This is a genomic window from Micromonospora humida (assembly GCF_016901255.1).
Taxonomy (GTDB): Bacteria; Actinomycetota; Actinomycetes; order Mycobacteriales; family Micromonosporaceae; genus Micromonospora; species Micromonospora wenchangensis.
Window position 1 is genome coordinate 1 of record NZ_JAFEUC010000008.1, and the last position, 14,792, is coordinate 14,792.

At 75.0% G+C, this 14,792-nt stretch carries 15 protein-coding genes and 1 pseudogene; 11 read left to right on the plus strand and 5 right to left on the minus strand.

Features of this window, described 5'->3' with window-relative positions; genetic code table 11:
- Positions 1 to 149 precede the first annotated feature (149 nt).
- Genes JQX11_RS17265 through JQX11_RS17275 form a run of 3 tightly spaced genes read right to left on the minus strand, consistent with a single transcriptional unit; the run spans position 150 to position 2,280 of the window.
- Positions 150 to 782, minus strand: coding sequence for a TetR/AcrR family transcriptional regulator (locus JQX11_RS17265; RefSeq protein ID WP_204925999.1), 633 nt, complete (start codon positions 780 to 782; stop codon positions 150 to 152).
- A 5-nt stretch (positions 783 to 787) separates the two neighbouring features.
- Positions 788 to 1,543 carry an ABC transporter permease gene (locus JQX11_RS17270; protein ID WP_088643074.1) on the minus strand — a complete coding sequence of 252 codons (756 nt, stop codon included), beginning with the start codon at positions 1,541 to 1,543 and terminating at the stop codon, positions 788 to 790.
- Positions 1,540 to 2,280: an ABC transporter ATP-binding protein gene (locus JQX11_RS17275; RefSeq protein WP_204926000.1), complete on the minus strand. Its 741-nt coding sequence runs from the start codon at positions 2,278 to 2,280 to the stop codon at positions 1,540 to 1,542. Before JQX11_RS17275 ends, JQX11_RS17270 begins: the two co-directional genes overlap by 4 nt.
- A gap of 106 nt (positions 2,281 to 2,386) precedes the next feature.
- On the opposite strand from JQX11_RS17275, the gene JQX11_RS17280 reads away from it, so the two are divergent.
- The 6 genes and pseudogenes from JQX11_RS17280 (at position 2,387) to JQX11_RS17300 (ending at position 7,476) form a co-directional block, all read left to right on the plus strand.
- Positions 2,387 to 2,773 (plus strand): MerR family transcriptional regulator, encoded by a 387-nt coding sequence (locus tag JQX11_RS17280; RefSeq protein WP_204926001.1) that lies wholly within the window; start codon positions 2,387 to 2,389, stop codon positions 2,771 to 2,773.
- Positions 2,770 to 3,756, plus strand: coding sequence for an aldo/keto reductase (locus tag JQX11_RS17285; RefSeq protein WP_204926002.1), 987 nt, complete (start codon positions 2,770 to 2,772; stop codon positions 3,754 to 3,756). The genes JQX11_RS17280 and JQX11_RS17285 overlap by 4 nt, the downstream gene beginning before the upstream one ends.
- 725 nt (positions 3,757 to 4,481) lie before the next feature.
- A pseudogene (locus tag JQX11_RS33605) lies at positions 4,482 to 4,745 on the plus strand (phosphoribosyl-AMP cyclohydrolase); the annotation flags it as partial.
- A 144-nt stretch (positions 4,746 to 4,889) separates the two neighbouring features.
- Positions 4,890 to 5,336, plus strand: coding sequence for a phosphoribosyl-AMP cyclohydrolase (gene hisI, locus JQX11_RS33610; RefSeq protein ID WP_372444609.1), 447 nt, complete (start codon positions 4,890 to 4,892; stop codon positions 5,334 to 5,336).
- The gene (locus tag JQX11_RS17295; protein ID WP_204926004.1) at positions 5,336 to 6,889 is read left to right on the plus strand and encodes an anthranilate synthase component I; all 1,554 of its coding nucleotides are present in this window, start codon (positions 5,336 to 5,338) and stop codon (positions 6,887 to 6,889) included. Before hisI ends, JQX11_RS17295 begins: the two co-directional genes overlap by 1 nt.
- Positions 6,886 to 7,476 (plus strand): Trp biosynthesis-associated membrane protein, encoded by a 591-nt coding sequence (locus JQX11_RS17300; RefSeq protein ID WP_204926005.1) that lies wholly within the window; start codon positions 6,886 to 6,888, stop codon positions 7,474 to 7,476. Before JQX11_RS17295 ends, JQX11_RS17300 begins: the two co-directional genes overlap by 4 nt.
- Here the strand turns inward: JQX11_RS17300 and JQX11_RS17305 are convergent.
- Entirely contained in the window at positions 7,469 to 7,744 is a 276-nt protein-coding gene (locus JQX11_RS17305) for a hypothetical protein (protein ID WP_088643080.1), read from the minus strand. The two genes, JQX11_RS17300 and JQX11_RS17305, sit on opposite strands and share 8 nt — an antisense overlap.
- Positions 7,745 to 8,222: 478 nt before the next feature.
- Between JQX11_RS17305 and trpC the strand changes: the two genes are divergently transcribed.
- From trpC to JQX11_RS17330, 5 genes are all read left to right on the plus strand, one after another.
- Complete coding sequence (gene trpC, locus JQX11_RS17310; RefSeq protein WP_176738808.1) at positions 8,223 to 9,026, plus strand: indole-3-glycerol phosphate synthase TrpC; 804 nt, start codon at positions 8,223 to 8,225, stop codon at positions 9,024 to 9,026.
- Between the two features lie 106 nt (positions 9,027 to 9,132).
- A complete protein-coding gene (trpB, locus tag JQX11_RS17315) occupies positions 9,133 to 10,362 on the plus strand; it encodes a tryptophan synthase subunit beta (RefSeq protein WP_204926006.1) in 1,230 nt (409 codons plus the stop codon).
- Positions 10,363 to 10,366: 4 nt separating this feature from the next.
- On the plus strand, positions 10,367 to 11,170 hold the full coding sequence (trpA, locus tag JQX11_RS17320; RefSeq protein WP_204926007.1) for a tryptophan synthase subunit alpha: 804 nt from the start codon (positions 10,367 to 10,369) through the stop codon (positions 11,168 to 11,170).
- Positions 11,171 to 11,371: 201 nt separating this feature from the next.
- Positions 11,372 to 12,571: a prolipoprotein diacylglyceryl transferase gene (lgt, locus tag JQX11_RS17325; protein ID WP_204926008.1), complete on the plus strand. Its 1,200-nt coding sequence runs from the start codon at positions 11,372 to 11,374 to the stop codon at positions 12,569 to 12,571.
- 11 nt (positions 12,572 to 12,582) lie between these two features.
- The gene (locus JQX11_RS17330) at positions 12,583 to 13,770 is read left to right on the plus strand and encodes an FAD-dependent oxidoreductase (protein WP_204926009.1); all 1,188 of its coding nucleotides are present in this window, start codon (positions 12,583 to 12,585) and stop codon (positions 13,768 to 13,770) included.
- 173 nt (positions 13,771 to 13,943) lie between these two features.
- Here JQX11_RS17330 and JQX11_RS17335 read toward each other — a convergent pair whose 3' ends face one another.
- Entirely contained in the window at positions 13,944 to 14,789 is an 846-nt protein-coding gene (locus JQX11_RS17335) for a GNAT family N-acetyltransferase (protein ID WP_204926010.1), read from the minus strand.
- Between the last annotated feature and the right edge of the window lie 3 nt (positions 14,790 to 14,792).

The window sequence follows — 14,792 nt, forward strand, 5'->3', positions numbered from 1 at the left end:
CCCACAGATGCTCAATCACCTGCCGATGACCCGCTGTCAACACATGCGCCCGCGCCATCCCCACTCCTTCGACCGATCCATACCGTGATCAACGATCACTTGCACAGACCGGTCGAACCCGCCCGACCGGCGTGACGCGAACCTCTTGATCACCGAGCCGGAGTGGCGGGTGGTGGGGCGGTGGGTGGGTGGGGGAGGGGGGCGGTGAGGTAGCGGTGGATGGTGGGGCCGAGGGTTGCGGCCAGGGTGTCGGGGGTGGCGGAGGCGACCGGTTCGAGGCGGATGACGTAGCGCATCATGGCCAGCCCGATCATCTGGGTGGCCACCAGGGCGCCGCGCAGCGGCCGTTCCGCCGGGTCGAGGTCGAGCTGGTCGAGCACCCGGCGCAGCACCTGGGTGGTCAGGAACTCGCGCATCAGCCGGGCCGTCCACTCGCTGTTGGCCGCCGAACGCAGCAGCGCCGCCGCCGCCCCACCGGCCGGCGAGTCCCACACCCCGAGGAACGTGCGGACGAGCCGCTCGCCGATCCCGTCCGGGTCGCCGGCCAGCACGGCGGGCAGCAGCGCGGCCGGGTCGACGGGGATGTCGACGGTGGCCCGGAACAGCTCCTCCTTGCTGCCGAAGTAGTGGTGCACCAGGGCCGGATCGACCCCGGCGGCGGTGGCGATCTGCCGGATCGGGGCCGCGTCGAAGCCGCGTTCGGCGAACGCCGACCGGGCGGCGGCGAGGATCGCCTCCCGGGTGTCCTGGTTGCCGGGGCGGCGGCCGGTGCGTCGGGCCACCGGGCTCACCCGCTGCGCCGGCGCAGGGTCGCCGCCGCCAGCACCAGGGCCAGCACCGCCGCGCCGGCCACGATCGACACGTCCCGCCACATCAGGCCGGTCGGTGCGGAGTGCGCGCCGACCTCCTGGAGGGCCTCCACCGCGTACGACAGGGGCAGCGCGTCGCTGACCGCCTGGAGCCAGCCGGCCATCTGGTCGCGGGGCACGAACAACCCGCACAGCAGCAGTTGCGGGGCGACCACGACCGGCATGAACTGCACCGCCTGGAACTCGGTGCGGGCGAAGGCGCTGCAGAACAGCCCCAGCGCGACGGCCAGCACCGCGTTGACCGCGGCGATCAGCACGACCAGCCCGGCGGACCCGGCGGTGGTCAACCCGAGCAGCCGGTACGCCGCCGCGGCGGCGACGGTCGACTGCACCACCCCGGCCAGCCCGAACGCGATGCCGTAGCCGAACAGCAGGTCGAGCTTGCCCAGCGGGGTGGTGAGCAGCCGCTCCAGCGTCCCGCTGGTGCGTTCCCGCAGCATCGCGATGCTCGTCACCAGGAACATGATGATGAACGGGAAGAAGCCCAGCATCACCAGGGCCACCCGGTCGAAGGGGGACGGCGCACCGGGCGGGGCCGGCTGGTCGGCGTACATGAAGTAGACCAGGGTGAGCAGCACCGTCGGCACCACCACCAGCAGCGCCACCGTACGCCGGTCGTGCCGTAGCTGACGCAGGATGCGCCCGGTGGTGGCGGCCAGGATCGTCGGGTTCACGCCGCCTCCCCGGTGCCCGTCGGCTCCGCCCCGGCGGCCCGGATCAGCCGCAGGAACGCCTCCTCCAGGTCGTCCACCCCGGTGGCGGCGCGGACCGCGTCGGGGGTGTCGTCGGCGATCAGCCGGCCGTGGCGGATCAGCAGCAGCCGGTCGCAGCGGGCCGCCTCGTCCATCACGTGGCTGGACACCAGCAGGGTGGTGCCGGCGGCGGCCAGGGCGTGGAACCGGGCCCACAGGTCGGCCCGCAGCACCGGGTCCTGCCCGACGGTGGGTTCGTCGAGGACGACCAGTTCCGGCTCGCCGACCAGCGCGCAGGCCAGCGAGGCCCGGCTGCGTTGCCCGCCGGAGAGGGTGCCGACCAGTTGGCCGGCGGCGGCGGACAGGCCGACGTCGGTGACCGCCGCGTCGGCGTCGGCGGCGCTGCGCCCCTGGAGGGTGGCGAAGTAGCGGGCGTTCTCCCGGACGGTCAGGTCGGCGTAGACGCTGGGCGCCTGGGTCAGGTAGCCGACCCGGTGGCGCAGCTCGGCCGCGCCGGCCGGATGGCCGAGCACGGTGACCGTGCCGGAGCTGATCGTCTGCACCCCGACGACGGCCCGCATCAGGGTGGTCTTGCCGCTGCCGCTCGGGCCGAGCAGCCCGGTGACCGTGCCGCGCGGCACCGTGCAACCGATGCCGTCCAGCACCCGTCGTCGACCCCGGTCGACGACGAGGTCGCGGACGGCGATGGCGTCGTCCATCGCACCTCCCAAAAACTCATCGCTTGTTGAAATCAACGCTAGTTGAATTACCCGGTGGTGCGCAACGGTTGACTTCGAGCGCGCTCGAACTGAGAACCTGGGGCACGTGGACATCAGCACGCGGGAGAGAGGCCTGTCGGTCGGCGAGGCGGCGGCCCGGGTCGGCCTGACCACCTACACGCTGCGCTGGTACGAACAGGAGGGGCTGGTCGCTCCGGTCGGCCGCGACTCGGCCGGCCGCCGCCGCTACACCGAGGCCGACCTGAACTGGCTGGTGCTGATCACCCGGCTGCGCCGCACCGGGATGCCGGTGCGCGACATGCGCCGGTACGCCGAACTGGCCCGCCAGGGCGACCGGACGCGGGCCGCCCGACGGGCGCTGTTCGAGGCCCACCGGGTCCGGGTACTGACCCGGATGGCCGAACTGGAGGAGGACCTCAAGGTGCTCAACTACAAGATCGAAACCTACGGCTGCACGGAGGAGGGACGATGATCCGTCGACGGATCGGGGTGGACGGTCCGGAGGTCTCCGCCATCGGACTGGGCTGCATGGGCATGAGCTTCGCCTACGGCGGGCAGGACGACGCCGAGTCGACGCGTACCCTGCACCGCGCCCTCGACCTGGGCGTCAACCACCTCGACACCGCCGACATGTACGGCTTCGGCGCCAACGAGCGGCTGCTCGCCCCGGTGGTACGGGCCCGCCGCGACGAGGTCTTCCTGGCCACCAAGTTCGGCAACCGGCCCCACGCCGACGGCTCCGGGGCGTACGTCGACAGCAGCGCCGCCTGGGCCCGCGAGGCCTGCGACGCCTCCCTCGGCCGGCTCGGCGTGGACACCGTCGACCTGTACTACCTGCACCGCCGCGACCCGGGCACCCCGATCGAGGAGACCGTCACGGCGATGGCCGACCTGGTCGCGGCGGGCAAGGTACGCCTGCTCGGCCTGTCGGAGGTCAGCCCGGCGACACTGCGCGCGGCCCACGCGGTGCACCCGATCGCGGCCGTCCAGATGGAGTACTCCCTGTTCACCCGGGACGTCGAGGGGGAGATGCTGGACACCTGCCGGGAGCTTCAGGTGGCGCTGGTGGCGTACTCGCCGGTCGGGCGGGGGTTGCTCACCGGGGCGATCACCGGCCGGGACCAGCTCACCGAGGGTGACTGGCGGGCGGCGGCACCCCGCTTCGCGGCGGACAGCCTCGACGCCAACCTGCGGCTGGTGGCCGCCGTGCGGGCGGTGGCCGAGGAGATCGGCTGCACGCCGGCCCAGGCCGCCCTGGCCTGGCTGCTCGCCCAGGGCGAGGACGTGCTGCCGATCCCCGGCACCAAGCGGGTCCGCTACCTGGAGGAGAACGCCGCCGCCGCCGACCTGCGGCTCACCGCCGACCAGCAGGCCCGGCTGCGGGAGGCGGTCCCCGTCGACGCGGTGGCCGGCGAACGGTATCCGGCGGCCGGGATGCGGACGGTCGGGCACTAGCCGATCGATCGACATCTTCGGACACTTGGCTTCGGACCGGGCGCTAGCCTTCGGACCGGACAGGAAGTCCGCCTTCGGGCATTGCGCCCCGATCGGACCTACGGCACGATGGCGCGGTGGATCACGCTCCGTTGCCGGAGGCCGCTTTCCTGGCCGACTGGACCGACCGGCTGCGCGCGTCCGCCGAGCACCCGGTGGTCGGGATCCTGCTGCGTGGCAGCCACGCCCGGCGGGCCGCCACCGCGTACAGCGACGTCGACCTCGACGTCCTGGTGAGCACGACCGGGCCCACCCCGGCGACACCGCCGGACGGGCCCGGTCCGGGCTGCACGTCGACCGCGCCCGTCGCACCCGGGCAGCCCGGTGCGGCGGGCCGGTCCGCGCCGGCCGACCCACCGGGCCGGGCGGGTGGCACGCGGCGCGGCGCGGCGACCGACCCGGTCGACCCACCGGGCGGGTCCGCGCGTGGCCGGTGGCCAACCGGGAAGCCGTACGACGCCCGCCGGGCCTACCTCGCCGAGGTCGACGGGCGGATCGTGCACGTGTCGGTGGCCGCCCGGGACGTCCGCACCTGGGTCGACCGGCTCGGCGAACCCGCCGACTGGGCGTTCGGGCTGCCGGTGACCACCCCCACCCGGCTGCTCTGGGCCGACCCCACCTGGCGTCGCCGCATCGACCTGCCGGTGCTCTGCCAGCCCGCCGACCAGCCCCGCCTGGAGGAGCTGGTGGCCACCCTCGGCAAGGTGGCGGGGGCGCTGGCTGCCGACGACCCGCCCGGCGTCCGGCTGGCCGCCGCCGACCTGGCCCGGCTCTGCCCGTCCGTGCTGCGCCCGGCCAACCCGGGGGTTCGGGTTGCGTCCCGCCGGGCCGCCTTCGCCGCCGCCCTGGACCTGCCGGTCGCACCGCCCGGCTACCGCGACGACATGCTGCTCTGCCTGGGGGTACGCCCCGCCGGCACCGTCGAGGTCGGTGTCGCCGCCGCCCGCCTGGTCAGCGGGGTGCTCCCGCTGGTGCGCCCGTACGCGGAACGGGTCGCCGAGACCGCCGGCCCGGACCTCGCCCGCGCCCTGTGCGACGGCCGGCTGGAGCGGTACGTCGCCCAGCTGTCCCGGGCGGTCGGGGACGGCCCGCAGGTGCCCGCACCGCGTGCGGGACAATCGGTAACTGTGCCCGTACCTGACTCTTCCCCCCGCGACGGCGGACCCGGTGGCGCGGTCCGCCCCTCCCGTCTCGACCCGGCCGTCGCCGCCCGGCTGCGCCGCACCCCGGACGGCCTGGTCGCCGCGGTCGTGCGCCAGCACGACACCGGCGAGGTGCTGATGGTCGCCTGGATGGACGACGAGGCGCTGCACCGCACCCTCACCACCGGCCGGGCCACCTACTGGTCGCGCAGCCGGCAGGAGTACTGGGTCAAGGGCGCCACCTCCGGCCACCACCAGTACGTCCGCTCGGTGGCGCTGGACTGCGACGGCGACGCGCTGCTGGTCGGCGTGGACCAGGTCGGCGCGGCCTGCCACACCGGTGAGCGCACCTGCTTCTTCACCGAACTCCCGGTCACCTCCGAGCGGGGAGCGTCCTGATGACCGACGGCGCGCTCAGCCCCGACCTGGCGGGCTTCGTCGAGGCGGCGGCCCGGTGGCGGGTGGTGCCGGTGACCCGTCGGCTGCTGGCCGACGCGGAGACCCCGGTGGGGGTCTACCGCAAGCTGGCCGGCGGGCCGGGCACCTTCCTGCTGGAGTCCGCCGAGCAGGGCGTCGGCTCGGCCGGCATGGCCTGGTCGCGCTACTCGTTCATCGGGGTGCGCAGCAGCGCCACCCTGGTCGAACGGGACGGCGTCGCGCAGTGGACCGGCACCCCGCCGCCCGGCGTGCCGGTCTCCGGCGACCCGGTGCACGTGCTGCGGGAGACCGTCGCGGCGCTCGCCGGTGGGACCCCGGACCCGGCCGCCGGTCTGCCGCCGCTGACCGGCGGCATGGTGGGCTACCTGGGGTACGACCTGATCCGCCGGTTCGAGCGGCTGCCCGAGCTGACCGAGGACGACCTCGGCCTGCCGGAGCTGGGCATGATGCTCGCCACCGATCTGGTGGTGCTGGACCACTACGACGGGTCGGCGATCCTGGTCGCCAACGCGGTGCTGCCGCCGCTGGATGACCCGGACCGGGTCGAGCGGGTCACCGCCGCCTACCACCACGCGGTGGGACGGCTCGACGCGATGACCACCGCGCTGTCCCGACCGATTCCGCCCATGATCTCGACGGTGGGCCGGCCGCCGGCCGGTGACGTGGTCAGCCGGACCCCGGACGGCGGGTACCCGAAGGCGGTCGAGGCGGCGAAGGAGGCGATCCGGGCCGGCGAGTGCTTCCAGATCGTGCTGGCCCAGCGCTTCGAGCGGGCCACCGACGCCGACCCGCTGGACGTCTACCGGGTGCTGCGGACCACCAACCCGAGCCCGTACATGTACCTGCTGCGCTTCGACGGGTTCGACATCGTCGGCTCGTCCCCGGAGGCGCACCTCAAGGTCAACGCCGACACCGACGGGCAGCGCCGGGCGATGCTGCACCCGATCGCCGGGACCCGGCCGCGCGGGGCCACCCCGGTGGCCGACGCCCGGCTGGCCACCGAGCTGCTGGCCGACCCGAAGGAACGCGCCGAGCACGTGATGCTGGTCGACCTGGGCCGCAACGACCTGGGTCGAGTGTGCCGGCCGGGCACCGTGCAGGTGCCGGAGTTCGCCACCATCGAGCGGTACAGCCACGTGATGCACATCGTCTCGACGGTGGTGGGCACCCTGCGCGAGGACCGGACGGCGTTCGACGCGCTGGCCGCCACCTTCCCCGCCGGCACCCTGTCCGGGGCGCCGAAGGTGCGGGCCATGGAGATCATCGAAGGGTTGGAGCCGGTGCGCCGGGGCCTCTACGGCGGCACCGTGGGCTACTTCGGGTTCGGTGGCGACCTCGACATGGCGATCGCGATCCGGACCGCGCTGATCCGCGACGGCCGGGCGTACGTGCAGGCCGGGGCGGGGGTGGTGGCCGATTCCGATCCGGCCGCCGAGGACCAGGAGACCCGGAACAAGGCCGCCGCCGTGCTGGCCGCCATCGCCGCCGCCGAGACCCTGCGACCGGCGCGGTGAACGGCACCGGGGCCACCGCGACGACGACGGCCGACGGCCCGTCGACCGGCCGGCGTGAGCTGACGTACGCGGTGCTGCTCTGTCTGGCCGGCGCCGGTCTGGCGGCCTGGGCGGCGACCCGGACCTGGTCGGTGGAGGTGCTCGCCCGGGGGACGTTGCCGCCGAGCCGGCAGGAGCGGTCCGGGGCGGACCTGCTGCCGTGGCTGTCGGCGTTGGCGCTCGTCGCGTTGGCCGGCGGCGGCGCGGTGCTGGCCACCCGGGGGCGGGTGCGACGGCTGCTGGGTGGCCTGGTCGCCCTGCTCGGCCTGGCGGTGGCGGCCGGTGGCGGCTACGGGCTGGTCGCCACCGGCGGCGTCGAGGTGCACCGGCAGTGGCCGGCGCTCTGCCTGCTCGGCGGGCTGGTGGCGGCCGGCGGAGGGCTGCTCACCGCGCGGCGCGGCGCGGCCTGGCCGGCGATGGGCGCGCGTTACGAGCGGACGGTCCGCTCCGCCGGGCCGGCCCGGTCGGGTGGCCGGTCGATCGCCGAGGGCGGCAACCGGGAGGCGTGGGACGCGCTCGACCGGGGTGAGGACCCGACGGTCAGCTGACCGGCTGCGGCGCGCGGGCGGCCTGCCGGTCCCGGGTCGCGGCCCGGCTGGCGGCCAGCTCGGCGACCAGGCGGTCCAGGGCGGCGCGCTGGTCGGCGCGGGCCCGGTCGGCGCAGACCGCCTCCCAGGCGTTGCCCCGCGCGGTACGCACCCGCCCCTCGCCCACCACGACGCGTTCGACGGTGTGCACCACCTCGACGGCCAGCGAGGCGACGGTCCGGGAGATGGTGGTGAGTCCGATGCCGGCGTTCGGCCCCGCAGTGCTCATAGGTCACCCCGCACGATGAGATCCGATGGTGGGCAGGCGCATCGTCGAGTCTGCCCGACACCGATGCTGCCGGGCTCACGTTTCGCCCGGGTGACGGCCCGGTCAACGGCCCCCACCTGCGTTGCGGGGCCCTCCTTGAGCTTGGTCACAGCCGTCGGGCCGGACCGGTCGAGCTGCGCGCCGGGCCCGGACGTGATCTCATAGCGTATGGGCATCGATCGATGGTCCGGGGCGGCCCGGACGACGGGTGTCGATGACACCCACCGACGGGCCTGGTGGCGCTGCGTGACATTCCGTTCACCGGAGGTCCGGCATCATGCCACAGCCCATCTCGTGAGGAGCGCCATACCCCCGGCGTCTGTCGCCAGGTGGCGCCCCCTAGCATCGGCCCATGACACCCGGAGAGGGGAGTCCGTTGGTGACTGCTGAGCATGCGCACGCAGAGGGGGACGGGGCCGGTTCGGCGGCGTCCGCAAGCGTGCTCGACGAGATCCTGGCCGGCGTCCGCGAGGACGTGGCCCGGCGGCAGGAGCAGCTTCCGCTGGAGCGGCTGCGCGAACTGGCCGCCGCCGCGCCGCCACCGCTGGACGCGTACGCGGCCCTGCGCAAGCCGGGCGTGGCCGTGATCGCCGAGGTGAAGCGTTCCTCGCCGAGCCGGGGACGGCTGGCCGAGATCGCCGACCCGGCCGAGCTGGCCGGCGAGTACGCCTCCGGCGGCGCCCGGGCGATCAGTGTGCTGACCGAGGGGCGCTGGTTCGGCGGTTCCCTCGACGACCTGGCGGCCGTCCGGGCCGCCGTGCAGGTGCCGGTCCTGCGTAAGGACTTCGTGGTCTCCAGCTACCAGGTGCACGAGGCGCGCGCGCACGGTGCCGACCTGGTGCTGCTGATCGTCGCCGCGCTGGAGCAGAACGCCCTGGTCGGGCTGCTGGAGCGGATCGAGTCGCTGGGCATGTGCGCGCTGGTCGAGGTGCACACCGAGGAGGAGGCCGACCGGGCCCTGGAGGCCGGCGCGCAGGTGATCGGGGTCAACGCCCGCGACCTGCGTACCCTGGAGGTCGACCGGTCGGTGTTCGAGCGGATCGCCCCCGGCCTGCCCAGCAGCGTCGTCAAGATCGCCGAGTCGGGGGTGCGGGGCCCGCACGACCTGATCCGGTACGCCTCGGCCGGCGCCGACGCCGTGCTGGTGGGCGAGGGGCTGGTCACCCAGAAGAGCCCCCGCGAGGCGGTCGCCGAGCTGGTCAACGCCGGGAACCACCCGGCCACGCCCCGCCCGGCGCGCTGACCCCGACGGGCAGATCCGCGCAGCGAGAGGACATCGCGATGAGCGAGCGATTCGTCACCGGCGACGCGACGGTGCGTCGGCGCGCGACCGGCCGGGGAGCGGCGGCATGAGCGCCGACGAGGCGGTCGAGCGGTTCCCCGACTCCGCCGGTCACTTCGGCCGTTTCGGTGGCCGGTTCGTCCCCGAGGCGCTGGTCGCGGCGCTCGACGAGCTGGACGCCGCGTACCGCAAGGCGATGACCGACGAGGAGTTCCGCGCCGAGTTCGACGCCCTGCTGCGCGACTACGCCGGCACCCCCTCGCTGCTCTACCCCGCCGAGCGGTTCTCCGCCAAGGTCGGCGCCCGGGTGCTGCTCAAGCGGGAGGACCTCAACCACACCGGCGCGCACAAGGTGCGCAACGTGCTGGGCCAGGCGCTGCTCACCCGGCGGATGGGCAAGCGCCGGGTGATCGCCGAGACCGGCGCCGGCCAACACGGGGTGGCCACCGCCACCGCAGCAGCCCTGTTCGACCTCGAGTGCGTGGTCTACATGGGCGAGGTGGACACCGAGCGGCAGGCGCTCAACGTGGCCCGGATGCGGATGCTGGGGGCCACCGTGATCCCGGTGACCACCGGCTCGCGCACCCTCAAGGACGCGATGAACGAGGCGATGCGGGACTGGGTCGCCAACGTCGACGACACCCACTACCTGATCGGCACCGCCGCCGGGCCGCACCCGTTCCCGGAGCTGGTCCGGGACTTCGTGCGCGGCATCGGCGACGAGGCCCGCCGGCAGTGCCTCGACCTGACCGGCGCGCTGCCCGACGCGGTGCTGGCCTGCGTCGGCGGCGGCTCCAACGCGCTGGGCATCTTCCACGCGTTCGTCCCCGACACCGAGGTGCGGCTGTACGGCTTCGAGGCCGGCGGCGAGGGCGTGGAGACCGGCCGGCACGCGGCCAGCATCACCGGCGGCACCTCCGGGGTGCTGCACGGCACCCGCACCTACGTGCTCCAGAACGCCGACGGCCAGACCATCGAGTCGCACTCCATCTCCGCCGGCCTGGACTACCCCGGGGTCGGCCCGGAGCACGCCTGGCTGCACGACACCGGACGGGCCCGCTACCAGCCGGTGACCGACGCCGAGGCGATGGCCGCGTTCGAGCTGCTCTGCCGCACCGAGGGGATCATCCCGGCGATCGAGAGCGCGCACGCCCTGGCCGGCGCGGTGCAGATCGCCCCGCAGCTCGCCGCCGAACTGGGCCGGGAACCGGTCCTGGTGGTCAACCTCTCCGGCCGGGGCGACAAGGACGTGCACACCGCCGGTGAATACTTCGGCATCCTCGACAAGGAGCAGTGAGACCGTGAGCCGGATCGGGGTGGCCTTCGACAAGGCCCGCGCCGACGGGCGGGCCGTCCTGGTCGGCTGCATGCCGGCCGGGTTCCCCACCGTCGAGGGCAGCATCGCCGCGATGACCGCGATGGTCGAGGCCGGGGTGGACGTCATCGAGGTGGAGATCCCCTACTCCGACCCGGTGATGGACGGCCCGGTGATCCAGAAGGCCAGCGACATCGCCCTGGCCGGTGGCGTCCGTACCGCCGACACGCTGCGCATCATCGAGGCGGTCGCGGCCACCGGCGCCCCGGTGGTCACCATGACCTACTGGAACCCGATCGAGCAGTACGGGGTGGACGCGTTCGCCCGTGACCTGGCCGCCGCCGGGGGCACCGGCCTGATCACCCCGGACCTGATCCCCGAGGAGGCCGGCGAGTGGCTGGCCGCCTCGGACGCGTACGGCCTGGACCGGACGTTCCTGGTCTCCCCGTCGTCGACCGACGCGCGGCTGCGGATGACCGTCGAGCACTGCCGGGGCTTCGTCTACGCCACCGCCATCATGGGGGTCACCGGGGCCCGGTCGCAGACCTCCGACGCCGCACCGGTGCTGGTCTCCCGGGTGCGGGAGGCCAGCGAGCTGCCCGTCGGGGTGGGGCTCGGCGTCGGCACCGGCGCGCAGGCGGCCACCGTCGCCGGGTACGCCGACGGGGTGATCGTGGGCAGCGCGCTGATCCGCCGGCTGCTGGACGCGCCGGACCTCGACGCGGGGCTGGCCGCCCTGCGTACCCTCTCCGCCGAACTCGCCGAGGGCGTCCGCAACCCGGCCCGCTGACCCGCCCGCCCCCGGCCCGGGGGCGATCGCACGGGCGCGCCGGTGACCCGACCGGTCTCCCGACGACGGCGCACCGCCGTGCCACGGGCCGGGGCGACGCGCGCGGATCACCGGGCCGGACCGCCGCGCGGCCGGTCGGGCCGGGGCTCTGACCGGACCGGGGTGCCACGGCGGGCGTCCGCAGCGGTAGCCTGTGCACCCGTGACCCTCGTCTCGATGACGCCCCTGGCGGCGCTGCCCAGCCCGACCACCGCCGTCTGGCAGCTCGGGCCGGTCCCGCTGCGGGCGTACGCCCTCTGCATCGTCGCCGGCATCGTGGTCGCCTGCCTGGTGACCGAGCACCGGCTGCGCCAGCGGGGCGTCGCCCCCGGCGCGGTGCTCGACATCGCGGTGTGGGCGGTCCCGACCGGCATCATCGGCGCCCGGATCTACCACGTCGTCACCTCACCCGAGAAGTATTTCGGCACCGGCGGCGACCCGTGGAAGGCGTTCGCCATCTGGGAGGGCGGTCTCGGCATCTGGGGGGCCGTGGCCGGTGGCGCGGTCGGCGCCTGGATCGCCGCCCGGCAGCTCGGCATCCCGCTGACGGTGGTGGCCGACGCCCTGGCCCCGGGCCTGCCGTTGGCCCAGGCGGTGGGTCGGCTCGGCAACTGGTTCAACAACGAGCTGTACGGCGGGCGGACCACCCTGCCGTGGGGCCTGGAGATCCACCGGATGGACCCGGACAACCCCGGGCACGCGCTGCGCGACGACGCCAACCAGCCCATCCTGGAACCCGGCCTCTACCATCCGACGTTCGCCTACGAGGCGCTGTGGAACCTCGGTGTCGCCGGTCTGGTGTTCGCCCTGGACCGGCGGTTCAAGCTGGGACGCGGCCGGGCCTTCGCGCTCTACGTGATGGGTTACACCGCCGGCCGGTTCTGGATCGAGCTGATGCGCACCGACGAGGCGAACCGCATCCTCGGCCTGCGGCTCAACGTGTGGACCGCCGGGTTGGTCTTCGTCGGCGCGTTGATCTACTTCCTGCGGGTACGGGGGGCCCGCGAGTACCTGATCCCGCTCCCCACCCCCGCCTCCGGACCCGCCGGTGACGGTGGCGACGTCTCCCAGGTCGACCTCTCCGCCACCGGGAAGGGGTCCCCGACGGCTCCGCCGGCGGGGTACCGGGTGGTCGACGAGGAACAGTTCACCGCGTACCGGGAACGTGGGGTGCTGCCCGAGGCACCGGGCGATCCGGCAGCCGACGACCGGTCAGCCGGGTCGCGGGACGGTGACACCGACGACCGGCCCACCGACGCCGACGCCGACGACCGGCCTTCCGGGGCCGACAGCGGCGACGGGCCCGCCGGAGCCGACCGGTCCGCCGGTGCCGCCGGCCGGTCCACCGACCGGGACAGCTGAGCGGGCGCGGCGTGCGCAGCGCGGTGGTGGTCGGCGCGGGCCTCGGCGGTCTGGCGGTGGCCGGCGCGCTCGCCCGCTCCGGGTGGCGGGTAACCCTGCTGGAACGGGCCGACCGGGTGCGCCCCGAACCCACCGCCGTGGTGCTGTGGCCCAACGGGGTACGCGCGTTGCAGGTGCTCGGCGTCGGTGCCGGCCTGGACGCCATCGCGACCCCGCTGCCCGACGGCGGTATCCGCCGCCCCGACGGCCACTGGCTGGTGCAGCCCCGCCCCACCCCGGCCGACCGGATGCCGGTGGTGGTGCACCGGGAGGACCTGCACGACGCGCTGATCGCCGGCCTCGGTGACCGGGTCGAACTGCGTACCGGGGTCGCCGTGGACCACGTCCGGGCCGATGCCGCCGAGCGGCCCGGGGTGGGGTGCAACGGCCAGTTCGTCGAGGCGGACCTGGTGGTCGCCGCCGACGGCACGGACAGCGTGCTGCGTCGCCAGCTCGCCCCCGAGGCCGCCGTGGTCAGCTCCGGCTGTGCCTCCTGGCGGGCGGTGATCCCCTGGTACCGGGCACCCCTGCCGGCCGACCAGCCGGTCGGGGGTGAGGTGCTGGGCGCCGGCTACCGGTTCGTGGCCGCCTCGCTGGGGGAGCGCGGCTCCTCCGGGGCGTCCCGCCGGGGTGGCGTCTACTGGGTGGCCACCGCCGCCGGTGCGCCCCGGCCGGAGCCACCGCAGACCCAGCTCGCCCTGCTGCAACGCTGGTACGCCGGCTGGCCCGCGCCGATCGGTGAGCTGCTGGCCGCCACCGAACCCGCCGACCTGGTGCAGCAGGAGATCCGGGAGCTGCGTCCGCTGCCCCGGGCGTACGGCTTCCCGGCCGGGCCGGGCGGGGTGGTGCTGCTCGGCGACGCCGCCCACGCCATGCCGCCGCACCTGGGGCAGGGCGCCTGCCTGGCGTTCGAGGACGCGGCCACCCTGTCGTCGTTGCTGCGCGAGTCCCGGCTCCCCGACGCCGTGCTGGCGTACGACCGGGTGCGGCGTCCCCGCGCGGCCACCGTGGTCCGGCAGACCCGGCGGATGTCGGCGGTGCTCCAGACCCGGGGTCGGCTGGCCCTGCGCGCCCGTGACGCGGCCCTCGGCACGATCACCCCCCGCCTGCTCTCCGGCGCCGCCGCCACCGCCGCCACCTGGCGTCCCCCCACCCTCTGAACCGCTGCCTCCCGCGCCCGCCCCGCCGCCTTCGGGCGGTGGCCGCCCTGCGGCGGTGGCCGCCTTCGGGCGGTGATCAAGAGGTTTGCGTCACGGTGAGCGCGCGAGGTGACGCAAACCTCTTGATCAACCCGCAAACCTCTTGATCACCGGGGGCAGTGCGGGGGTGGGGGTCAGATGAGGGCGGTGGGTTCGGCTATGCAGGCGGTGCCGATACGGCGGAAGCCGACGCGCAGGTAGATCCGGGCGACGTCCTCGCTGCCGGCGGAGAGGAAGACCAGGTCGGTGCCGGCGGCCCGCAGGGTGCGGGCCAGGGTGGCGGTGACCGCGGCGGCGAGCCCCCGGCGGCGGGCGGCCGGCAGGGTGGCCACCCCGGCGATCTCGGCGACGTCGTCGACCCGCATCGCCATCCCGCTGGCCAGCGCGCCGTCGTCCGGCGTCCCGGCTACCGCCGACAGCCGGCGGCCGGCGGCGATCGCGGCCCGCTCCTCGTCCAGCGCGGCCACGTCCAGTTCGGTCATCGCGGCGTCCCGTTCGGCCGGGCCGGCGTCGCCGGGGACGGTGCCGGCGGCGGAGAACCCGACCGCGGCGACCGCGCGCCGGGCCGCCACGTCGAGCGCGAAGCCGGGCGCGTCCGGGTCCAGCACCCGCACCGGTACGTCGGTGAGCGTCGCCGGGTCGGACGGTTCGGCCTGTGGGTCGAGGACCATCAGCGGGGCCTGCAGCACGCTCAGGCCGGCGGCCCGGGCGGTGGCGAGCAGGTCCGGGGTGGTCTCGTGCACCCACTCGAACGCCTCGGGCAGGCCCAGCTCACGCTGGCGTTCCCGGACGGTGTGCAGGTCGGCCAGCGACGGTGGCGTGTCGGCGTCGAGGCGGGGGCGGGCATAGAACGGCCAACCGGCCCCTTCCCGCGCGAACAGCACCAGACCACCGTGTTCCTCGGCGCGGGCGGCGTCCCGGGGCACCGCGTCGTAGAAGCGTTCCAACCGGTCGAACAGGTCGCGGTGCGCAGGATCCACCGC